Origin of the sequence: Marinobacter koreensis, assembly GCF_023156285.1 — a bacterium.
Classification (GTDB): Bacteria; Pseudomonadota; Gammaproteobacteria; order Pseudomonadales; family Oleiphilaceae; genus Marinobacter; species Marinobacter koreensis.
Genome location: NZ_JAKZAJ010000005.1, coordinates 50,520 through 71,699 on the forward strand (window position 1 = coordinate 50,520; position 21,180 = coordinate 71,699).

Annotated in this window: 17 protein-coding genes and 1 pseudogene; 9 read left to right on the forward strand and 9 right to left on the reverse strand. The window is 59.3% G+C overall.

The annotated features are described in order from the left end of the window. Positions 1–118 precede the first annotated feature (118 nt). Positions 119–592, reverse strand: a complete 474-nt coding sequence (locus tag MLD04_RS14010) for an Lrp/AsnC family transcriptional regulator (RefSeq protein WP_248159638.1) — start codon at positions 590–592, stop codon at positions 119–121. A 158-nt stretch (positions 593–750) separates the two neighbouring features. On the opposite strand from MLD04_RS14010, the gene MLD04_RS14015 reads away from it, so the two are divergent. From MLD04_RS14015 to MLD04_RS14025, 3 genes are read left to right on the forward strand one after another with little or no spacing between them, the layout of a single operon-like run. Next, positions 751–4,272: an indolepyruvate ferredoxin oxidoreductase family protein gene (locus tag MLD04_RS14015; RefSeq protein WP_248159641.1), complete on the forward strand. Its 3,522-nt coding sequence runs from the start codon at positions 751–753 to the stop codon at positions 4,270–4,272. Then, positions 4,265–5,446, forward strand: a complete 1,182-nt coding sequence (locus MLD04_RS14020; protein ID WP_248159642.1) for an amino acid aminotransferase — start codon at positions 4,265–4,267, stop codon at positions 5,444–5,446. The genes MLD04_RS14015 and MLD04_RS14020 overlap by 8 nt, the downstream gene beginning before the upstream one ends. A 49-nt stretch (positions 5,447–5,495) precedes the next feature. After that, entirely contained in the window at positions 5,496–6,881 is a 1,386-nt protein-coding gene (locus MLD04_RS14025; protein ID WP_248159644.1) for a sodium-dependent transporter, read from the forward strand. A 25-nt stretch (positions 6,882–6,906) separates the two neighbouring features. On the opposite strand, the gene paaX is transcribed toward MLD04_RS14025, so the two are convergent. Then, the gene (gene paaX / locus MLD04_RS14030; protein WP_248159645.1) at positions 6,907–7,875 is read right to left on the reverse strand and encodes a phenylacetic acid degradation operon negative regulatory protein PaaX; all 969 of its coding nucleotides are present in this window, start codon (positions 7,873–7,875) and stop codon (positions 6,907–6,909) included. A 404-nt stretch (positions 7,876–8,279) separates the two neighbouring features. Here paaX and MLD04_RS14035 point away from each other — a divergent pair, with 404 nt between their 5' ends. The 6 genes and pseudogenes from MLD04_RS14035 (at position 8,280) to MLD04_RS17725 (ending at position 13,544) form a co-directional block, all read left to right on the forward strand. Continuing rightward, positions 8,280–9,440 (forward strand): ABC transporter substrate-binding protein, encoded by a 1,161-nt coding sequence (locus MLD04_RS14035; RefSeq protein ID WP_248159648.1) that lies wholly within the window; start codon positions 8,280–8,282, stop codon positions 9,438–9,440. 84 nt (positions 9,441–9,524) lie between these two features. Further along, complete coding sequence (locus MLD04_RS14040; RefSeq protein ID WP_008937224.1) at positions 9,525–10,400, forward strand: branched-chain amino acid ABC transporter permease; 876 nt, start codon at positions 9,525–9,527, stop codon at positions 10,398–10,400. Further along, positions 10,400–11,407 carry a branched-chain amino acid ABC transporter permease gene (locus MLD04_RS14045; protein ID WP_248159650.1) on the forward strand — a complete coding sequence of 336 codons (1,008 nt, stop codon included), beginning with the start codon at positions 10,400–10,402 and terminating at the stop codon, positions 11,405–11,407. The genes MLD04_RS14040 and MLD04_RS14045 overlap by 1 nt, the downstream gene beginning before the upstream one ends. After that, positions 11,404–12,162, forward strand: coding sequence for an ABC transporter ATP-binding protein (locus MLD04_RS14050; RefSeq protein WP_008937226.1), 759 nt, complete (start codon positions 11,404–11,406; stop codon positions 12,160–12,162). The genes MLD04_RS14045 and MLD04_RS14050 overlap by 4 nt, the downstream gene beginning before the upstream one ends. A 38-nt stretch (positions 12,163–12,200) precedes the next feature. Beyond that, positions 12,201–12,629 (forward strand): annotated as a pseudogene (locus MLD04_RS17720) (hemerythrin domain-containing protein); the annotation flags it as partial. A gap of 210 nt (positions 12,630–12,839) precedes the next feature. Further along, entirely contained in the window at positions 12,840–13,544 is a 705-nt protein-coding gene (locus MLD04_RS17725; protein ID WP_008937227.1) for an ABC transporter ATP-binding protein, read from the forward strand. A gap of 123 nt (positions 13,545–13,667) precedes the next feature. Here MLD04_RS17725 and paaZ read toward each other — a convergent pair whose 3' ends face one another. The 7 genes from paaZ to paaK all read right to left on the reverse strand — a co-directional run bounded on the left by paaZ (position 13,668) and on the right by paaK (position 21,162). Further along, positions 13,668–15,713 carry a phenylacetic acid degradation bifunctional protein PaaZ gene (gene paaZ, locus MLD04_RS14060; RefSeq protein ID WP_248159653.1) on the reverse strand — a complete coding sequence of 682 codons (2,046 nt, stop codon included), beginning with the start codon at positions 15,711–15,713 and terminating at the stop codon, positions 13,668–13,670. A 96-nt stretch (positions 15,714–15,809) separates the two neighbouring features. Then, entirely contained in the window at positions 15,810–16,889 is a 1,080-nt protein-coding gene (gene paaE, locus MLD04_RS14065; protein ID WP_248159655.1) for a 1,2-phenylacetyl-CoA epoxidase subunit PaaE, read from the reverse strand. Positions 16,890–16,902: 13 nt separating this feature from the next. Further along, a complete protein-coding gene (paaD, locus tag MLD04_RS14070; RefSeq protein ID WP_248159658.1) occupies positions 16,903–17,472 on the reverse strand; it encodes a 1,2-phenylacetyl-CoA epoxidase subunit PaaD in 570 nt (189 codons plus the stop codon). Then, positions 17,456–18,220 (reverse strand): 1,2-phenylacetyl-CoA epoxidase subunit PaaC, encoded by a 765-nt coding sequence (gene paaC, locus MLD04_RS14075; protein WP_248159660.1) that lies wholly within the window; start codon positions 18,218–18,220, stop codon positions 17,456–17,458. The genes paaD and paaC overlap by 17 nt, the downstream gene beginning before the upstream one ends. Before the next feature lie 11 nt (positions 18,221–18,231). Beyond that, on the reverse strand, positions 18,232–18,513 hold the full coding sequence (paaB, locus tag MLD04_RS14080) for a 1,2-phenylacetyl-CoA epoxidase subunit PaaB (protein ID WP_008937232.1): 282 nt from the start codon (positions 18,511–18,513) through the stop codon (positions 18,232–18,234). Positions 18,514–18,530: 17 nt separating this feature from the next. Beyond that, on the reverse strand, positions 18,531–19,523 hold the full coding sequence (gene paaA / locus MLD04_RS14085) for a 1,2-phenylacetyl-CoA epoxidase subunit PaaA (protein ID WP_248159669.1): 993 nt from the start codon (positions 19,521–19,523) through the stop codon (positions 18,531–18,533). A 325-nt stretch (positions 19,524–19,848) separates the two neighbouring features. Continuing rightward, on the reverse strand, positions 19,849–21,162 hold the full coding sequence (gene paaK / locus MLD04_RS14090) for a phenylacetate--CoA ligase PaaK (protein ID WP_248159671.1): 1,314 nt from the start codon (positions 21,160–21,162) through the stop codon (positions 19,849–19,851). Positions 21,163–21,180: the final 18 nt, after the last annotated feature.

Sequence of the window (21,180 nt, forward strand, 5' to 3'; positions counted from 1 at the left end):
TCGCGGCGCGATGCATGACAAAGGTCACAGTATAGTCACTTTACAACGCCTTGGATACGCGCAATGGCGATGCGGGGGTATGCAATTCCCCTGACTCGGGCGGTACTGTCCTGATCCATCACTCGCTGACCGGCAGGGTATGGGTATTCTTGATCTCGCGCAGGGCGAAGTTGGAGTTCACCTGGGCAATTCCCTTTAACGTGAAGATCTTTTCGTTCAGGAACTGGTCGTAGCTGGCCATGTCTGGCACCACAACCCGCAACACGAAGTCGGCGTTGCCGGTCACCGCAAAGCACTGCAGGACCTCTGGATAGCTGCTGACCTCACGCTCGATTTCCGCCGTGCTGTCGATGGTGTGGCGTTGAAGCGAGAGATTTACCAGCACGCACAGACCCTGGCCCATGGCTTCCGGGTCCAGCCGGGCGCTGTAGCCGACAATGACGCCGGCTTCTTCCAGGGTCCGTACCCGGCGCCAGCAGGCGGCGGGGGACAATCCGACCTGTTCGGCGAGCATCTGGTTGCTGATGCGTCCATCCTGCTGCAAAACATCCAGAATGCGACGGTCCAGTTTGTCGAGGTTGACCTGTTTCATTTGGTAACACCCCAAAATATCAAAATAATTTTTCTAAATATTGTCATTTATCAAAGAATATTGCACGTGGTCTCGTCTGTCCGCACGAAGAAGCAAGCACCTTTGACGCCCTTCCATCTAGAATATTGATTATAAAATCAACAACCGGAGGGGCGATCATGACCGCCAGTACACCTCAACTCGACGACTACCGGCTCGAGGATCGATATCTTCGGGAAACCGGCCGGGTTTTCCTCACCGGCACCCAGGCACTGGTGCGAATCCCGCTGATGCAGGCCGCCCTGGACAAGAAGCTGGGCCTGAACACCGCCGGGCTGGTCAGTGGCTACCGGGGCTCTCCGCTGGGAGCCTACGACCAGGCACTCTGGCAGGCGAAGGATCTGCTGGACCAGAACCGCATCGACTTCGTACCGGCGATTAACGAAGACCTGGCCGCGACCATCATGTTGGGCACCCAGCAGGTCGAAACCGACGACGATCGCCAGGTCGACGGGGTTTTCGGGCTCTGGTATGGCAAAGGGCCGGGCGTTGACCGGGCCGGTGATGCGCTCAAACACGGCACCACCTATGGTAGCTCCCCTCATGGCGGTGTGCTGGTCGTGGCCGGCGACGACCATGGCTGCGTGTCGTCGTCCATGCCGCATCAATCCGATGTGGCGTTCATGGCGTGGTTCATGCCGACGATCAACCCGGCAAACATTGCCGAGTACCTGGAGTTCGGCCTCTGGGGCTATGCGCTGTCCCGTTACAGTGGTTGCTGGGTTGGTTTCAAAGCTATCTCGGAAACCGTGGAGAGCGCGGCATCCGTTGAGCTGCCGCCGCTGCCCGAGTTCCAGATTCCTGACGACTTCACCCCACCGGCTGACGGTCTTCACTATCGCTGGCCGGACCTGCCCGGTCCCCAGCTGGAGACGCGGATTGAACACAAGCTTGCCGCCGTGCAGGCGTTCGCCCGTGCCAACCCGATTGACCGCTGCCTGTTCAATAACCCGGAGGCCCGCTTTGGCATCGTCACCACCGGCAAGGGACACCTGGACCTGCTGGAGGCGCTGGACCTGCTGGGTATCGATGAAGCCAAAGCGGCTGAGATGGGGCTGGACATCTACAAGGTGGGCATGGTGTGGCCGCTGGAGCGTCGAGGCATCCTGAATTTTGTCCATGGCAAGCAGGAAGTGCTGGTCATCGAGGAAAAGCGGGGCATCATCGAGAGCCAGATCAAGGAATACATGTCCGAACCGGATCGCCCGGGCGAAGTTCTGATCACCGGCAAACAGGACGAATCCGGGCAACCGCTCATTCCGTACGTGGGCGAGCTCAGCCCGAAGCTGGTGGCCGGATACGTCGCGGCACGGCTGGCCCGGTTCTTCGGTGTGGATTTCAGCGATCGTCTGGGCACCATCAACCAGATGACCGATGCCAAGGACCCGGGAGGCGTGAAGCGACTGCCGTATTTCTGCTCCGGCTGTCCCCACAACACCTCCACCAAGGTTCCGGAGGGCAGCAAGGCGCTGGCCGGCATCGGGTGCCACTTCATGGCGTCCTGGATGGGCCGTAACACCGAGTCGCTCATCCAGATGGGCGGTGAAGGTGTCAACTGGATCGGCAAGAGCCGGTACACGGGCAACCCCCACGTGTTCCAGAACCTCGGTGAGGGAACCTATTTCCACTCCGGGTCCATGGCGATTCGCCAGGCCATTGCGGCCGGCATCAACATCACCTACAAGATCCTCTTCAACGACGCAGTGGCGATGACCGGTGGTCAGCCGGTGGACGGTCAGATTACCGTGCCGATGATCGCCCAGCAGGTGAAGGCGGAAGGCGTTCGCCGGGTGGTGGTGCTCAGTGACGAGCCGGAAAAATACAAGGGCCATGAAGCCCTGTTCCCGTCGGATGTCACCTTCCACGACCGTTCCGAGCTGGATCAGGTACAGCGGGAGTTGCGCGACATTCCGGGCTGTACCGTGCTGATCTACGACCAGACCTGCGCCGCCGAGAAGCGTCGGCGCCGCAAGCGTGGTCAGTTCCCGGATCCGGCCAAGCGGGCCTACATCAATCCCCATGTCTGTGAAGGTTGTGGTGATTGTTCGGTACAGTCCAACTGTCTGTCCGTGGTGCCACGTAAGACTGAACTGGGGAGCAAGCGCAAGATCGACCAGTCTTCGTGCAACAAGGACTTCTCCTGCGTGTCCGGTTTCTGTCCGAGCTTCGTGACCGTCGAGGGCGGTCAGCTCCGCAAGTCCCGGGGGATGGATACCGGATCCGTGCTGGCGGACAACCTGTCCAGCCTGCCGGAACCCTCTCTTCCCCCGCTCAATGGCTCCTACGATCTGCTCGTTGGCGGTGTTGGTGGTACGGGGGTGGTCACTGTCGGTCAGGTCATCACCATGGCTGCGCACCTGGAATCCCGCGGTGCTTCGGTTCTGGACTTCATGGGGTTCGCTCAGAAGGGCGGTACTGTCCTCAGCTACGTGCGCATGGCCCCCTCCCCGGATCGGCTCCACCAGGTTCGAATCAGCAACGGCCAGGCCGATGCGGTGATTGCCTGTGACATGGTTGTCGCCTCGTCCCAGAAAGCCCTCAGTGTGCTGCGGCCGAATCACACCCGTGTGGTGGCGAACCAGGCCGAACTGCCCACGGCGGATTATGTGTTGTTCCGGGATGCTGACATGCAGGCGGACAAGCGTCTGGGTGTGATTCGGGATGCCGTTGGTGAGGACCATTTCGCCGCGCTGGACGCCAATGCCCTGGCCGAAAAGCTGATGGGGGATACCGTGTTCTCCAACGTGATGATGCTCGGGTTCGCCTGGCAGAAAGGGCTGCTGCCGCTCTCCAAGGACGCGCTGATGAAGGCGCTTGAGCTCAACGGTGTCGCGGTTGATCGCAACAAGGAAGCCTTCGGCTGGGGGCGGGTTGCCGCCGAGCGCCTGGAGGTCGTTACCCGGCTGGCGGACAGCAACGGTGAACAACCGGACGTGGTGGAAGTAGAGCCCTCCCTGGATGCATTGATCCAGACCCGGTGTGCCCACCTGGAGCAGTACCAGAACCGTCAGTGGGCGGATCGGTATCGGGATCTGGTCGGTCAGGTGCGCCAGGCCGAGGAAGAACTCGGGTCGGACAGTCTGTTGCTCACGCGGGCCGTCGCCCAGCAGCTGTATCGGTTCATGGCCTACAAGGACGAATACGAAGTGGCCAGGCTGTTCACGGAAACCGATTTCATGAAAGAAATCAGCGAAACCTTTGAGGGGGACTACAAGGTTCACTTCCATCTCGCACCGCCGATCCTGAATCGGGGGCTGGATGCCCGTGGCCGTCCGAAGAAGCGGCAGTTCGGGCCCTGGATGTTCCGGGCGTTCAAGCTGCTGGCCAAGCTCCGTGGTTTGCGGGGAACCGCCCTGGATCCGTTCCGCTATTCCGCGGATCGTAAGCTGGATCGGTCTCTGTTGAACGACTATCGCACGCTGGTTGACCGGATCGTTCGGGAGCTGAACTCAGACAACCATGAAACCTTCCTGCAGCTGGCCGAGTTGCCCGCAGAGGTTCGCGGTTTTGGCCCGGTTCGCGAGCAGGCGGCCGAAGCTATCCAGGAGAAGCAGGCACAACTGTTCAAGGCACTGGATACCGGTCGGCCGACATTGATCCGGACCGTCCAGGCCGATGTGAAGGAGGAAAACCATGTTTGAAGGGCTCAAGCCGTTACCTCAGGATCCGATCCTGCAGCTGATGCAGACGTTCCGGGACGATCCCCGTGACGACAAGATTGATCTGGGCATCGGGGTGTACAAGGACGACTCGGGCAATACGCCGATCATGGCGGCGGTTCATGAGGCCGAACGCCGCCTGCTGGAACAGGAAGTGACCAAAAGCTATGTCGGCCCGGCCGGCTCTGCCGGCTTCAACCAGGCCATCGCCGATCTGGTGCTGGGTGCCGACAATGCGCTGATCCGGGATCAACGGGTATCGGTGGTACAGACTCCCGGTGGTTGCGGTGCCCTGCGCATGGCGGCGGAATTTCTGCGCCTGTGCCATTCGGACACCACCGTCTGGGTCAGTACGCCCACCTGGGGCAACCATCTGCCGCTGCTGGGCGGCGCTGGACTGGCCATCCGCGAGTATCCCTACCTTGACCGCCAGACGCTTCAGGTCGATTTCGACGGCATGATGGGCGCTCTGGAGCAGGCCAGCGCCGGTGACGTTGTGCTGCTGCACGGCTGTTGCCACAACCCTTCCGGCGCGGACCTGACCTTCGATCAGTGGCAGCAGGTTACTGATCTGATGCTGAGGAAAGGTCTTCTGCCGTTTGTCGATATGGCCTATCAGGGCCTCGGTGACGGACTGGATGCCGACGCCGCAGGGCTTCGGCACGTGGCAAGCCGCGTTCCCGAAATGGTGGTTGCCTCTTCCTGTTCCAAGAATTTCGGTCTCTATCGGGAGCGCACCGGCGCCCTGATGCTGATCGGGGAAACGGCGGACGCCCAGAAGGCGGCTACCAGTCAGCTCCTGAGTGTGATCCGTTCCCACTACTCCATGCCGCCTGCCCATGGGGCGGCGATCGTCGAGACCATCCTGGGTGACGAAGGGTTGCGCAGCCAGTGGCAGGGCGAACTGAACGGCATGTGTGAGCGGATTCTCCATCTGCGTCACGCCTTTGCCACCGCGCTCGCGCCGGCCGGCGACTTCGGATTCATCGCCCGTCAACGGGGCATGTTTTCGTTCCTCGGTGTTGCCCCGGAGCAGGTCCGTCAGCTCAGGGAAGAGTTTGGTATCTACATGCTCGATTCCAGTCGGGTCAACGTGGCAGGTCTGAATGACCAGTTAATGCCGCGAGTGGCGGAGGCTATCCGGTCCGTGCTGTGACCCCCCTCTGTCCGCGTTTTCCGACAAAAACAACTAACCGGAGATCTCAATGAGTAACCAAGCTGTTCAACCGCACCAGCAGGCGTCGAGCCTCTGGTCGTCGCGCCTCGCCTTCATTCTTGCTGCCGCCGGTTCGGCGGTGGGGTTGGGGAATATCTGGAAATTCCCCTACATCACTGGTGAGAATGGTGGCGGCGCCTTTGTGATTGTCTATTTGATCTGTATCGCCGTCATTGGTGTGCCGGTGTTGATTGCAGAGACGATGATTGGCCGCCGTGGCGGGCAGAGCCCGGTGGGCACCATGCGCTCGCTGACCGATTCCGAGGGCGTGTCCCGTGGCTGGCGTGCCATTGGCTGGAACGGGGTGATCGCTTCCTTCCTGGTGCTGTCCTTCTATTCGGTGATTGGCGGCTGGTCGTTGGTCTACATTGGCAAGGCCGCCGCAGGGGCCTTTGTCGGAGCCGACGCGGATGCCATCGGTGCCCAGTTCGGTGGCCTTCTTGGCAACCCCTGGGAGTTGCTGGCCTGGCACGGTGTCTTTATGGCGATCGTGATCTTTATCGTGGCGAAAGGCATCCGCTCAGGGCTGGAGCGGGCCGTAAACCTGTTGATGCCGTTGTTGTTCGTGCTGCTGATTGCGATGGTGATCTACGCGATGAATACCGACAGTTTCGGTCGCGCCGTCAGTTTCATGTTCTCGCCGGACTTCAGCAAGCTCACGACGCAGGGTGTGTTGACGGCCCTGGGCCACGCGGCGTTCACCCTGAGTATCGGTATTGGTGTCATCATGGCGTACGGCTCCTATCTGCCCAAACGGGTCAATATTGCCGGTACCGCCATGACGATCGCGGTGATCGATACCAGTGTCGCTCTGCTGGCGGGCCTCGCGATCTTCCCGCTGGTGTTTTCCAACGGCCTGGAGCCAGGTGCCGGTCCGGGACTGATCTTTGTCACCTTGCCCCTGGCGTTTGGCAAAATGGGCGGTGGCATCGTTTTCGGGGCCATTTTCTTTACCCTGCTGCTCGTAGCAGCGGTGACTTCGGCGATCTCCATGCTGGAGCCGGTGGTGGAATGGCTGGAAGAGCACAAGGGCGTGAGCCGGGTCAAAGGCGCACTCTTCGGTGGCCTGGCCATCTGGTTCATTGGCCTGGGGACAGTGCTTTCCTTCAATGTGTGGTCCGATGTGCACCCGCTGGGATTCATCGGCTATTTCGAAGGCAAGACGGTTTTCGATCTGCTGGACTTCCTGGTGTCCAATCTCATGATGCCGCTTGGTGGGTTGGCGATTGCGCTGTTTGCCGGCTGGGCAATGAAGCGGGAAGGCCTGTCGGACGACATCGGCCTGAGAGGTGGAATCTACACGACGTTCATGGTGGTTCTGCGCTACCTGACGCCGGCGGGTATCGTTGTCGTGTTCCTGTACAACTTTTTCTGATCCCTCCGTATACCGAACGAAAACCTCACAGCGGTTCCGCCGCTGTGAGGTTTTCTGCATTTGAGGCCGCCTCTTCCAGTCCGCCGAACCGGCGGTAGAACTTGTCATTGGGCCCTGGCAGAGGGCCGGAGGCATTCTCGAGATTGTCATCCAGCCACTGTTCCGCACGGGCGGAAATCTGTCGGTAAAGATTGCGGCAAAGCTGCTTGGCGCTTCGGCCCTCCCAGTCTCCGGGCAGCAGTTCGTCCGGGAGCAGGGGATCACGCAGCAGTATCTTCCGGTACTCGTGAATCAGCAGGATCCGAAGTGTCAGACACTCGGCCGGGGTGAGGTCGTCGGTGTTCTGAAGCTCACGCCAGACTGGTCGGAACTGGGCCAGAAAACGGCGATAACGTCCGCCCAGCTCGTCCAGATTCCAGCTTTCGCGCACCTGAAGCCGCAGTGCCTTTGAACTCTTCTGCTCGATCGGAACGGTTTCCATCACGATGGTGTCGTCCAGGGCGCCCCATTCCTGCAGCAGTGGCAGCAATTCGTTTCGGGTAAAGCGCGGGTGTTCCATGACGCCGGGCGCCATGCTGCCGAAGCTGTGCCATTTGAGTTCTTCCCGAACCTTCTGTTTCAGCTCAGGGGACAGCTGGTTCAGGAATACCAGGCACCAGCTGCCACTCCACTCCTTGGTGGACAGGCTGTAGACGTGCTGGAACGCCTGCTCGAAACGACGCAGGCCGGGGCCTGTGAGACTGTAGTAGCTGCAGCGTCCGACTTTCTCCGTCTGCAGCCAGGATTCCTGGACGAGCCGGTATACCGAGGTGCGAACCAGGCGCTGGCTGATGCCCATGGGCTCCACGAGTTTCATGAGGCTGCCCAGCCAGACGGTACCGCCTCTGGGAACAATGGCGTCGCCGTAGATGGTAATGATCAGAGAGCCGGCGCGCAGCGGCCTTTTCTTCTGGAAATTCGCGACGAGCTCTTCGAGCTGATTTTTTGCGGACATACTTCGAGTGCCAGTTATGAGTGAGCGAAGTCAATAAACGGTATCGTTATTATGCGGTTCCTGAGTGTCAGGTAAAGCGCTCTCTCTGATTGCGCCGTACTGGCGCTTGCAGCCAAAGTCGACTTTACTCTATGAGTGCGTCAGGAAGTCACCTAAAACCGGTTGACAGTCTGGTTATGATACAATAACGTCTTTTGATATTCGTCAACGGTATCGAATTATATCGAAGGCGAAAAGATAGGATGGTTGCAATCACGGATGAGTTCGCAAAAAACAAACTGACAATGAACGAAAGCAAACGTCATATGACACAAGACACATTGACCTGCTTTCGAACGCTGTTTTACTTCTGAGCAATGATCGGGGGTAACTCAGGCCCCACTCAATTCGGGAGAACAAAAACAATGCTTAAGACATTTATGCGTCGAGCTGGAAAATTTGCGGCCATCGCGGCCGCCGGCCTGGTGATGAGCGCCAGCGTCCAGGCTGCCGAGCCGATCAAGATCGGTTCTTTCCTGTCTGTGACCGGTCCCGCCTCATTCCTGGGCGATCCGGAACTGAAAACCCTCCAGATGTATGTTGACAAGATCAACGAAGACGGCGGCGTCCTGGGGCGTCAGCTGGAACTGATTCACTACGATGACGTGGGCAATGCCTCATCCGCCCGTAACTTCGCCAGTCGTCTGATCCGTTCAGACCAGGTGGATATTATCGTTGGCGGCAGCACCACCGGTGCGACCATGGCGGCCGTGCCGCTGGTCGAGCAGGCAAAAGTGCCGTTCATTTCCCTGGCGGGCGCCGTGGTCATCACCACACCGGTCAAAGAGTGGGTCTTCAAGATACCGCAGACCGACCGCATGGCGGCCGAGCGTATCCTGACCGATATGAAGAATCGCGGCTTCACCAAAATCGGTCTGATCTCCGGTACCGGTGGCTTCGGTGCTTCAGGCCGCAAGCAGACGCTGGAAGTTGCGAAAGATATGGGTATTGAGATCGTGGCGGACGAGACCTACAGCGGCTCCGATACCGATATGACGGCCCAGCTCACCAACATCCGCAATACCGACGGTGTCCAGGCTGTCCTGAACTTCGGGTTCGGCCAGGGTCCGGCGATCGTGACCCGGAACTATGCCCAGCTGGGTATCAAGCTGCCGTTTTACCAGTCCCACGGTGTGGCATCTGACAGCTTCCTGAAGCTGGCCGGAGACTCTGCAGAAGGTCTGCGCCTGCCGGCATCGCCGCTGCTGGTTCCGAATGCCCTGCCGGATAATGATCCCCAGAAATCTGTGGTCCAGAACTACAAGTCTGAATACGAAGCCCGTTGGGATTCCAAGGTCTCCACCTTCGGTGGCTATGCGTATGACGGCCTGATGCTGGCGGTGAAAGCCATTGAAGCGGCCGGCAGCACGGATCATGAAGCGGTTCGTGAAGCGCTTGAGAACATCAAGGGCTATGTCGGTGTGACCGGTGAGTTCAACATGTCACCGGAAGACCACAATGGCCTCGAAGCGGATTCCTTCCGCATTCTGGAAGTCCAGAATGGCGACTGGAAACTGATCGACTAAGTTCTCATTTATCTGTTCTATGGCTGACCGTGCTCCCCGGCTCCGGGGAGGACCGTCAGCCAGTGTCTGACCGGTACCACGGCTATGCTCTCTGAATTCTTACAATACCTCTTTACCGGGATTACTATTGGTGCCACTTATGCGCTGATTGCTCTCGGGTTCACCCTGATTTATAACGCGAGCCACGTCATCAACTTTGCCCAGGGCGAATTCCTGATGATTGGCGGTATGACCACCGTATCTCTCACCGCCATGGGCGTCCCCATGTTGCTGGCGATTATCCTGGCGGTCCTGCTCGCGGGCGTCTTCGGCATTCTGCTGCAGCGCTTTGCCATTGCTCCGGCCAAACAGGCGGACGTGGTGACGCTGATCATCATCACCATTGGCGCGTCAATTTTTATCCGTGGTCTGGCCCAGCTGGTCTGGGGCAAGGAATACCATGTCATGCCCAATTTCAGCAGCGACGAACCGATCCGGATTTTCGGGGCGGTGCTGAACAGCCAGAGCCTGTGGGTACTGGGTATTGGTGCCGTTCTGGTCGTGGCGTTGGTGCTGTTTTTTACCCGCACGCTGATCGGCAAGGCCATACTGGCCACCTCTATGAACAAGGAAGCCGCCCGACTCGTCGGTATCCGTACCCAGCTGGTGCTGATGCTGGCCTTCATGGTGTCGGCGTTGCTTGGTTCCATCGCTGGTGTGGTCGTCGCGCCCATCACGTTCACCTCCTATGACATCGGCATCATGCTGGGACTCAAAGGCTTTGTTGCCGCCGCGATCGGTGGTCTGGGCAGCGGCGTGGGCGCTGTTGTGGGTGGCCTTCTGCTGGGTGTCGTCGAGGCGATGACCGCTGGCTACATCTCATCCGATTACAAGGACGCCGTTGCGTTCTCAATGATTCTGGTCGTGCTGTTCTTCATGCCACGCGGCTTGTTCGGCGCCAAGGTAGTGGAGAGGGTCTGATGCTCAACCAGTTCATGCAATCCCGTTTGCGGGGTCTGATTATCCTCGCCGTTATCCTTTATGCGCTTCCGGCGTTTCTGAGCAACCCATTCCATTACGACCTGGCCACCCAGATGGCGATCATTGCCGCCACCGTGGTCGGGTTGAACCTGTTGGTTGGCTTCGCTGGCCAGATCAGCCTGGGACACGCCGGCTTTTTCGGTCTCGGCGCCTACTTCACCGGGATCATGACCGGTAACTATGGCTGGTCCGCCATTCCCGCACTGGTGGTCGGAGGGATCCTGGTGGGCATCCTGGCCTGGGTGGTCGGTCGTCCGATTCTTCGGCTCAAGGGGCACTACCTGTCGATGGCGACCCTGGCCGTCGGTTTCATCATTGCGATCGTCATCAACAACGAAAGTCAGATTACCGGTGGCCCCGATGGCATGCCGGTGCCGCCGTTCGATGTGTTTGGCTGGGAGCTGAGTCCCTTTGGAACCTATTCGCTGTTCGGCATTGAGCTGAACGGAAGTCAGGCCTGGTACCTGTTTGCAGCAGCTGTGCTTCTGGTGGCGGTCTGGCTGGCCCAGAACCTCATCGATTCGCCCATCGGACGCGCACTGCGCTCGGTGCATGGATCTGAAGTGGCGGCTCGGGTGGTGGGCGTGAATACGGCCCGGTACAAAAGCCTCGTGTTCGTGATATCCGCGATCTATGCCAGCGTGATGGGAGGGCTCTATGCCCACTTCCAGGGGTTCATTACCCCGGCCGTGGCCAGTTTCGATTTCTCCATCGTGCTGATCACCATGGTGGTACTCGGTGGCATGGGATCGACCATGGGCGTCATTCTGGGGGCAGTCGTTCTCAAGCTGCTGCCACAGATACTGACCCACTTCCAGGAGATGGAAGCCGTGATGTTCGGCCTGATCCTGATGCTGACCATGATCTTCATGCCGAAAGGCCTGTTACCGACCTTGCAGTTGGCAGTGAGCAAGCGGTTGAAGAAACGGGCAGGAGGTCAGGCATGAGCGCATTGATTGAAGTCAGCGGCCTGGACAAGGCTTTCGGTGGGGTTCACGCGGTCGAGGGCGTCAGCTTCTCGGTGGAAGCGGGGCAGGTTTACTCGGTCATCGGCCCGAACGGTGCCGGGAAAACCACACTGTTCAACCTCATATCCGGTATCTACACGCCCACGAAGGGTGAAATCCGTCTCAATGGCGAGAGTACCGACCGGCTGGAACCGAACCAGCTCGCGGAGCGGGGCATGTGCCGGACGTTCCAGCAGATGCAGATCTGCATGAACATGACGGCCATCGAGAATGTCATGCTCGGTCGTCACCTCAAACTCAAGAGTAACCTGTTCAGCACCCTGTTCCGGTTGCCGTCACTGCTGCGGGACGAAAAGTCCTGTCGTCAGCACGCGCAGGATCTGATGGAGTTTGTCGGTTGTGGCGAGTATCTCGATACCGAGGCATCGGCGATGTCCTACGGCGCCCTCAAGCGGCTGGAAATCGCCCGGGCACTGGCGGCCGAGCCGAAGGTCATCCTGCTGGATGAGCCGGCGGCGGGCCTGAACGGTACAGAGACCGCGGCGCTGGAAGACCTGATCCGCAAGATTGCCGATCAGGGCACCACGGTGATGCTGGTTGAGCACGACATGAAACTGGTCATGGGTATCTCCGATCGATTGCTGGTGCTCAACTACGGTCGAGTGCTCGCCGAAGGTACCCCCGAAGAAATCCGGAACAATCCGGATGTGATCGCTGCCTATCTGGGTGGCTGAGCCAGGAGACATTTCAAATGACAGAGCAACACAACGAAATGGCGCCTGCCCAGTCCCGCAGTGAGCAGGCCATTCGCACCATCGTACAGGAGCATCAGGCCCTGTGGCGGATCCTGGATCTGCTGGACCAGCTCCTGAGCGACATGAACGTCAACGAACAGCGTCCGGATGAGCGGCTGCTCGACCGGATCTTTGACTACATTCAGCATTTTTCCCAGCGGGTGCACAGCACCCCGACCGACATCGAGCTGTACAAGCGCCTGGGAGAGAAATCGCCGGAGACGGTGCCGCTGCTGGAAAAGCTGGCGCGGGGCTACGTGATTGGTCACGAGAAGCTTCTGGAGCTGCGCAGCTTGCTGGCGTTCTGCATGGAAAACTGGCCGCAAGGCCGGGAAGAGTTCAGTCACGCGCTGGCTCGATTCACCGAGGCGCTGCGCAAGCATATCCGCAAGGAAGAGGGTGTGGTGATTCCCCGCGCCCGAAAACTGCTGTCTGCCGAGGATTGGGAGCAGATTGTCGAAGCACGGGACGTGGAGAACGATCCTCTGTTTGGTGAACGGGTCCGCGAGGAATTCCGGGAATTACGTCACCAGATCATCAGTTACACCCCGGAACGTCTCGGCGGCCTGGGCCTGAAGCACGAGGAGCGTGTCAGTGCGCCCCATGCCCGGCAGGAAATGCTGGCGATCAAGGGCCTGGCTACGTCCTACGGCCAGATTGAAGTGCTTCACGACATCGATGTCCACATCAACAGTGGCGAGATCGTATCGCTGGTGGGCGCTAACGGTGCCGGCAAGTCGACCCTGTTGATGAGCATTTCCGGGCTCCAGCCGATGGAGCGCGGCAGCATGGTGTTCGAGGGCAAGGATCTGGGCAAGGTCTCGGCGGACCAGCGGGTAGCGCAGGGGATTGTCCAGGTGCCGGAAGGGCGCCAGGTGTTCAAGGATCTCTCGGTGCAGGATAACCTGCTGCTGGGCGCCTACACCCGCGGCCGCTCCCCCGAGGTGATGGACGATCTGGAGCGGATGTACACCAAGTTTCCGATCCTGCGCCAGAAGCGCCATAATCTGGCGGGTGAGCTGTCCGGCGGTCAGCAGCAGATGCTGGCGATGGGGCGTGCACTGATGGCCCGGCCGCGCCTGCTTCTGCTGGACGAACCGAGCATGGGACTGGCTCCGCTGATCATCGAGGAGATCTTCGATATCATCAAGGAGCTCAAGGAAGAGGGCATCACCATTTTCCTGGTGGAGCAGAATGCCTCTCAGGCCCTGGCGCTGGCGGATCGAGGTTACGTGCTGGAAACCGGTCAGGTGGTGATCGAGGGTACAGGACGCGAGTTGCTGAGCAACGAGAAGGTCCGCGAGGCTTATCTCGGGATGTAGTCGAGCCTCGGAAGGAATCGTCTGGAAGAAAAAAGGGGGACAGGCCAAAAGCCTGTCCCCCTTTAGTTTGCCTCCGCTCCGGCCTCCCGGGTCCAACAGGAGGCAGGCCGGATAAGCCCCGGTTTACTGGGGCTTTTTGGCAACCAGTGTCAGGATGTCGTAGCTCGCGACCAGTTCGTCGTTCTGGTTGTGAACCTGAACATCCCAGACCACCACACCCTGCGGGTGGCCGTCCGGTGATGTCCGACCCTGATCGATCTTGCGCTTGCAGGTCAGGCGAGCCTGGATGGTGTCTCCGGGCGCGACCGGCTCGATGAAACGCAGCGTGTCCAGGCCGTAGTTCGCGAGGACCGGACCTTCGCCCGGCGAAACGAACAGGCCAGCGGCTGCGGACAGCACGAAGTAGCCGTGGGCGATGCGCTTGCCGAACTGGGAATTCCGCGCAGCGATTTCATCGAAATGCATGTAGAAGTGATCGCCGGACAGGCAACCAAAGTTGACGATGTCCGCTTCGGTTACGGTGCGCCGATGCGTCAGCAGGGACTCGTTGATCTGCAGGTCCTCGAAGTGACGACGGAACGGGTGCACTTCGGTCTCGATCACGTCGGCGCCGCGCACGTATTCGCGGGTAACGGCGGCCAGCATGGTCGGGGAGCCCTGGATGGAGGTCCGCTGCAGGTAGTGATGGACCGCACGGATACCACCGAGTTCCTCACCGCCACCAGCGCGGCCCGGGCCACCATGCTTGAGCATGGGCAGGGGCGAACCGTGACCGGTGGATTCCTTCGCAGCTTCAGCGTCCAGCAGATGCAGACGGCCGTGGAAGGCGGCCAGCAGGGGCGCAATCCTGCCGGCAGTGGCCGGATCGCGAGTGGTCAGGGTGGTAACCAGTGAGCCCCGGCCTTTGGAGCAGAGCTCAACGGCATCCTCGATGGTGTCATAGGGAATGACGGTGGCCACCGGGCCGAAGGCCTCGATGTCGTGGGCGCCGCAGCCGTTTTCCGGGTTCCGGCACAGCAGCAGGTGCGGTTCGATGAACGCGCCTTTGTCGGTGCCTTCGCCGGTCGGCTGGAAACTGCCATCACCGCCAACAACCAGCTCACTGGTCTTCAGCAGTTCCTGAATGTTCGCCTTGACGTCTTCCAGCTGATCGATAGAGGCCAGGGCACCCATGCGAACGCCTTCCACCGAAGGATCGCCGACGGTCACTTTCGACAGCCGTTCTTTCAGCTTCTCACAGACCGCCTCCACCCGATCTTTCGGTACCAGTACCCGACGGATAGCGGTACATTTCTGACCGGCCTTGGCCGTCATTTCGCGACCCACTTCCTTCACGAAAATATCGAATTCTTCGTGCTCGGGGGTCACGTCCGGTGCCAGGATGGCGCTGTTCAGCGAGTCCGCTTCCGCATTGAAGGGAATGGACTTGTTGATGATGTTCGGATGGTTGCGCAGTTTGCGTGCCGTGGCTGCAGAACCGGTGAAGGTGACCACGTCCTGCTCTTCGAGGTGATCGAACAGATCGCCTGTGCTGCCGATGATCAGCTGCAGGCTGCCTTCGGGCAGAGCGCCGGAATCCTGCATCAGGCGAACCGCCAGTTCGGTCACATAGCAGGTGGATGTCGCCGGCTTGACGATGGACGGCATGCCCGCCAGGAAGGTCGGCGCGAATTTCTCGAGCATACCCCAGACCGGGAAGTTGTAGGCGTCAATGTGCACGGCGACGCCGCCGCGAGGAACCAGGATGTGGGTTCCGGCAAAGTGGTTGTTCTTGCCCAGCGGCATGACGGGGCCTTCGTGTACCACGTTGCCGGACGGCAGCTCCCGGCGGCCCATGCTGGCGTAGGAGAACAGCGTGCCGATGCCACCGTCGATATCGATGCCGTTATCGCCCTTGCTGGCACCGGTGTGCATGGAGAGGGCGTAAAGTTCCTTCTTGTGTTCCTGCAGGTACAGGGCCATGGCCTTCAGGGCCAGGGCGCGCTCCTGGAAATCCATGGCCATCAGACTCTTGCCGCCAACTTTCCGGCCGTATTCGGCGGCTTTCTTGAAGTCCAGGGTATCGTCGTGGGTGTGAGCCACGATCTCGCCGTTGACGGCGCTGGGCAGGGCCTTGGCGGGTTTTTCACCGACCCACTGGCCGGCAATGAAACTTTTCAGGACTGACATGGGAAACTCCGTTCGTTTCTGAAAACGCTAAGGCAAGTCCTGCGGTAACAGGACTTGCCTTTGTCGGGTCATACTGGGTGGTCGTCAAAAAACGAGTTACATCTCGTCGTAGTCGAGAACCACTTTGTCGCTGATCGGATAGCACTGACAGGAGAGCACGTAGCCGGCTTCGACCTCGTAATCTTCCAGCGCAAAGTTCTGGTCCATCTCCACTTCGCCTTCCACCACCTTGGCGCGGCAGGTCGAGCAGACGCCCGCCTTGCACGAATAGGGCAGGTCTGCACCTTCTTCGTTACCGGCATCCAGGATGCTCTTGGTGTCGCGTACCAGCGGGAAGGTCAGGGAACGGCCATCGGCGATCACAGTCACTTCACTGACGGACTTGGGGTCGACATGGGACGGGTCCCGATCCTTCCGGGGTGCGGGCGCGCCACCAACCGGCGTGAACAGCTCGTAGTGGATCTTGCTCTTGTCCAGACCGTGGCGCTCCAGGGAATCACGCACATCTTCGGTCATCAGCTGGGGGCCGCAGATGAAGGCTGCGGTGAGTTCCTTGGCGTTGATCCAGTGATCAAACAGGGCATCGCACTTGTCGTGGTCAATCCGGCCGTTGTACAGGTCAATGTCCTGTTCTTCGCGGGTGAAGATATAGACCAGGTTCAGGCGGGACATGTACTCGTTCTTGAGATCCTGCAGCTCGTCCCGGAACATGGTGCTGCTGGTGGCCTTGTTACCGTAGAAGAGGGTGACCTCGCTCTTCGGTTCGGTTTCCAGAGTGGTCTTCACGATTGACAGGATCGGGGTGATACCACTGCCGGCGGCAACCGCCAGATAATGGCCTTCACGCTCCGGGTCCAGGTCGATGGAGAAATGGCCCTGCGGGGGCATGACTTCCAGGGTCTGGCCGGGCTTGAGCTGCTCGTTGGCAAAGGTGGAGAACCGGCCTCCGGGCACCTGCTTGATCGCAATGCGCAGTTCCTGATCGTTGACGCTTCGACAGATCGAGTAGGAACGGCGGACTTCTTCACCATTGAGTTTGGTTCTGACAATCAGGTGCTGGCCCTGCTTGTAGCTGAATTTGTCCGCCAGGTCTCCCGGCACGTCAAAAGCAAGTGATACGGCGTTTCTTGTTTCCGGTCTGACCTCTTTGAGGGTCAGTGAGTAAAATTTGTTCATGATCGTATCGGCTCTAGATGCATTTGAAATAGTCGAAGGGCTCGAGGCATTCCTTGCAACGATAAAGGGCTTTGCAGGCGGTGGATCCGAACTCGCTGACCCGTTCGGTATCTTTGCTGCCACAGTGGGGGCAGGCAATGACCTCCGGTTCGCCGAGCAGGCTCATCTTGCTGGAGCTGCCCTCGGGCGGCGCGATGCCGAATGCCCGAAGCTTCTCTTTGCCTTCGTCTGTGATCCAGTCGGTGGTCCAGGCAGGGGTCAGCACCTGATTGATCTTCGGATCGCGAAAGCCCGCAGCGCGCAGGGCTTCGGCAATCAGTTCCTCGATCAGTTCGGTGGCCGGGCACCCGGAGTAGGTCGGGGTCACATCAATGGACAGTTCTTTTCCATCCCAGTGAACCGCCCGGACAATGCCGAGCTCCACGACACTGACTGCCGGCACTTCAGGGTCTTTGACCTCTTCAAGCAGTGCCCAGATGTCGTCCTCTGTCAGCAGATCAGGGCGGGCGTTTGCCGGCACCCGATCGCTGGCGATCAGGATATCGACGGCTGACCGGTTGTCTGAATCACCATGTTGTGGCATCGGGATAGGCCCTCTGCAGAAACTGCATTTCTGCCAGAATGAAACCGAGATGTTCGGTGTGTTCGCCGTGCTTGCCGCCCATGTACATCCAGGCATCGTCCGGCTGCGGCGTCAGTGTGGCTTCCTGAAGAACCTCTTTGACCAGTCCCCGCCAGTCTTCCTTCAGCTGCTCCGGATCCGGGCCAATGCCGGCCTGGGCCATCAGCTGGTCGGTCTCATCCGGTGTGATGAGCTCACCGGTGAAGCGCCAGAGGATATCGACCGCGTCCTGCATCCGACGATGGCTTTCCTCGGTACCGTCACCCAGGCGCTTGACCCACTCGGAGGACCGGCGCAGGTGGTAGGTCACTTCCTTCAATGCCTTTGCGGCAATGCCGGCAACGCGCTCGTCGCTGGCGTTCACAAGGCTTTTCAGGGTGAAGTAGTGCCAGACATCGAAAAAGAACTGGCGACCCATGGTCACGGCGTAGTCCTCGTTCGGCTGCTCGGTCAGCAACAGGTTGCGGTAATCGTGGGCATCCCGGCGATAGGCCAGCTTGTCCGCATCGCGACCGTCATCGATCAGATCGGAGGCATATTCGTACCAGTTACGGGCCTGGCCGACGAGATCCAGTGCCACGTTCATCAGCGCCATTTCTTCTTCGAGCGCCGGCGCCTTGCCGCACAGCTCGCACAGGCGCTGGCCAAGGATCATGTCCGAATCGGCCAGGCGCAGCAGGTATTCCGTGAGTGCTTCTTTCTGATTCATGGAATCACTCCTTACATGTGTCCGACTTCGTCGGGCAGCTCGTAAAAGGACGCGTGGCGGTACACCTTGTCCTCGGACGGATCAAACAGCACCTCTTTCTCGTCGGACGCGGAAGCGGTGATCATGTCGGAAGGAACCACCCAGATGCTCACGCCCTCGTTGCGGCGTGTGTACAGGTCACGGGCGTTTTCCATGGCCATTTCGGCATCGGCAGCGTGAACGCTTCCCACGTGTTTGTGGTTCAGGCCGTGCTTGCTGCGAACAAAAACTTCGTAAAGACGCCATTCAGACATGTTGTATTCCTCCGATATCAGGCAGCTGCTGCGCGCTGCTTTTGTTTTTTGGCATAGGCGACGGCCGCTTCGCGAACCCAGGCGCCTTCTTCAATCGCTTTCTTGCGGGTGTTGATCCGCTCGCGGTTACAGGGGCCGTTGCCCTTGAGAACGTCGTAGAACTCCTGCCAGTTGATTTCACCGAAATCGTAGTGGCCGGTTTCCTCGTTCCATTTCAGATCCGGGTCCGGTGCGGTGCATCCCAGGTACTCAAGCTGCGGAACAGTCTGGTCGATAAACATCTGACGAAGTTCGTCGTTACTCTTGCGCTTGATCTTCCAGGCCATGGACTGCTGGGAGTTCGGGGATTCGTCGTCGTGCGGACCGAACATCATCAGTGCCGGCCACCACAGGCGGTTGATGGCGTCCTGCACCATCTGCTTCTGCTCATCGGTACCTTCACGCATCATGTCCAGCAGGATCTGGTAGCCCTGACGCTGGTGGAAGCTTTCTTCCTTACAGATGCGGATCATGGCGCGGGAGTAGGGGCCATAGGAGGTCCGCTGCAGAACCACCTGGTTCACGATGGCGGCACCGTCTACCAGCCAGCCGACCGCACCCATGTCCGCCCAGTTCAGGGTCGGATAGTTGAAGATGCTGGAGTATTTGGCTTTGCCCTGGTGCAGCTTCTCGATTTCTTCGTCCCGGTCGGCACCCAGGGTTTCCATGGCGCTGTAGAGGTACAGTCCATGACCCGCCTCGTCCTGGATCTTGGCCATCAACTGGAGCTTGCGCTTCAGGGTTGGAGCACGGGTGACCCAGTTGCCTTCCGGCAGCATACCGACCACTTCGGAGTGGGCATGCTGGGAAATCTGGCGAATAAGGGTCTTCCGGTAGCCTTCCGGCATCCAGTTCTTCGGCTCGATTTTGGTTTCTGCATCAATCTTTTCCTGGAACGCGCGCTCTTCGGGCGACATTTCGTCCAGGGATTTGACGCGCTTGGCTCCGGTTTCAACGAGCTGGGCGTACATACAATACCTCCGGTTCGGGCTTGTTGTTCTGTTGGTCTGTGAACAGCCGAGCCCTGACAGTGTTTGTTGGGCTATACACTCAATATTAAATGATACTGAATAAATATCAAGTTTTGGCTTTGTGTGTCATGTTAGTTTTTTCGAATGGCCTTTAATTCATTAACAGACTGATTTAAATGGCCAAAAATATGATACGTGACGAAAAGCTATTGAGATTGGTTTAGAGAGAGTGAAATTAAATCGACATCCGGTACGGCAGCGGATGTCTCCGTTTTAAACGGGCAGCGGACCGGAAAGGGGACCGGCCCGCTGCCAAAACCGGGATTTACTGGTTACGCCGGTCAATGACCCGCTTGGCTTTGCCCTCAGAGCGGGCCAGCCGGTTCGGCTCCACAACCTGAACACGGGTGCTGATGCCAATGTAGGACTTGATGTGGTGAGTCAGTTCCTTCGCGGCATTGGCGCGAACGTCATCGCTGGTGCCGGCTTCCGGCTTCAGCTCGGCGCGGATATCCACGCAATCCAGGTTGCCTTCCTTATAAACCTCGATCTCGTAGTGCGGCGCCAAGGCTTCGCACTTGAGAACCTGTTCCTCGATCTGGCTCGGGAACACGTTGACGCCCCGGATGATCAGCATGTCATCGCTACGACCGGTAATCTTGTCGATACGGCGCATTGGTCGAGCAGTGCCCGGCAGCAGACGGGTGAGATCCCGGGTCCGGTAACGCAGGATCGGCAGGGCCACCTTGGTCAGGGAGGTGAAGACCAGCTCGCCGTACTCGCCATCGGGCAGGACTTCACCGGTGTTGGGATCGATGATTTCCGGATAGAAGTGGTCTTCCCAGATGGTGGGGCCGTCTTTGGTTTCGATGCACTCCATGCCCACGCCGGGGCCCATGACTTCGGACAGGCCATAGATATCCAGTGCCTGGATACCGAGCCGCTCCTCCAGTTCGGTCCGCATGCTGTTGGTCCAGGGCTCAGCACCGAAAATGCCCAGGCGCAGCGGCAGTTTGTGCGGATCGATGCCCTGACGGTCCAGTTCGTCAGCGATATTAAGCATGTAGGACGGGGTCACCATGATGATGTCCGGCTGGAAGTCCTTGATCAGCTGGACCTGCTTCTCGGTCTGTCCACCGGACATGGGGATGACCGTACAGCCGAGCCGTTCGGCACCGTAGTGCGCGCCCAGGCCACCGGTGAACAGGCCGTAGCCATAGGAGACATGGACCTTGTCGCCCCGGTGACCGCCGCCGGCCCGGATGCTGCGGGCTACGATGTCGGCCCAGGTGTTGATGTCACTCTGGGTGTAACCGACAACGGTCGGCTTGCCGGTGGTACCACTGGACGCATGGACGCGGACGACCTGATCCATAGGGGTGGCAAACATGCCGAATGGGTAGTTGTCCCGCAGATCCGCCTTGGTGGTGAAGGGAATCTTGGCAAGGTCCTCCAGCGAATTGATATCCATCGGCTTCAGGCCGATCTCGTCAAAGGCGTTGCGATAGAAAGGGACATTGGTATAGGCATGAACCACACTCCAGCGCAGGCGCTGGAGCTGTTCGTGGCGCAGCTCATCAATGCTGGCGGTTTCCATGCGGTCGAGTTTGCCGATTTTTTGCAGTGGTAAATTGCTCATGATGTTGTCCTGCGTTGT

Bases quoted from the DNA above. Each gene is read 5' to 3' on its own strand.
- paaZ (WP_248159653.1), bottom strand. From the start codon at position 15,713: ATGTCAGTCCTGAAAAGTTTCATTGCCGGCCAGTGGGTCGGTGAAAAA.
- paaD (WP_248159658.1), bottom strand. From the start codon at position 17,472: ATGCCACAACATGGTGATTCAGACAACCGGTCAGCCGTCGATATCCTG.
- paaA (WP_248159669.1), bottom strand. From the start codon at position 19,523: ATGTACGCCCAGCTCGTTGAAACCGGAGCCAAGCGCGTCAAATCCCTG.
- MLD04_RS14035 (WP_248159648.1), top strand. From the start codon at position 8,280: ATGCTTAAGACATTTATGCGTCGAGCTGGAAAATTTGCGGCCATCGCG.
- MLD04_RS14015 (WP_248159641.1), top strand. From the start codon at position 751: ATGACCGCCAGTACACCTCAACTCGACGACTACCGGCTCGAGGATCGA.
- MLD04_RS17725 (WP_008937227.1), top strand. From the start codon at position 12,840: ATGCTGGCGATCAAGGGCCTGGCTACGTCCTACGGCCAGATTGAAGTG.
- paaE (WP_248159655.1), bottom strand. From the start codon at position 16,889: ATGAACAAATTTTACTCACTGACCCTCAAAGAGGTCAGACCGGAAACA.
- MLD04_RS14040 (WP_008937224.1), top strand. From the start codon at position 9,525: ATGCTCTCTGAATTCTTACAATACCTCTTTACCGGGATTACTATTGGT.
- paaB (WP_008937232.1), bottom strand. From the start codon at position 18,513: ATGTCTGAATGGCGTCTTTACGAAGTTTTTGTTCGCAGCAAGCACGGC.
- paaC (WP_248159660.1), bottom strand. From the start codon at position 18,220: ATGAATCAGAAAGAAGCACTCACGGAATACCTGCTGCGCCTGGCCGAT.
- MLD04_RS14050 (WP_008937226.1), top strand. From the start codon at position 11,404: ATGAGCGCATTGATTGAAGTCAGCGGCCTGGACAAGGCTTTCGGTGGG.
- MLD04_RS14010 (WP_248159638.1), bottom strand. From the start codon at position 592: ATGAAACAGGTCAACCTCGACAAACTGGACCGTCGCATTCTGGATGTT.
- MLD04_RS14020 (WP_248159642.1), top strand. From the start codon at position 4,265: ATGTTTGAAGGGCTCAAGCCGTTACCTCAGGATCCGATCCTGCAGCTG.
- paaX (WP_248159645.1), bottom strand. From the start codon at position 7,875: ATGTCCGCAAAAAATCAGCTCGAAGAGCTCGTCGCGAATTTCCAGAAG.
- MLD04_RS14045 (WP_248159650.1), top strand. From the start codon at position 10,400: ATGCTCAACCAGTTCATGCAATCCCGTTTGCGGGGTCTGATTATCCTC.
- paaK (WP_248159671.1), bottom strand. From the start codon at position 21,162: ATGAGCAATTTACCACTGCAAAAAATCGGCAAACTCGACCGCATGGAA.
- MLD04_RS14025 (WP_248159644.1), top strand. From the start codon at position 5,496: ATGAGTAACCAAGCTGTTCAACCGCACCAGCAGGCGTCGAGCCTCTGG.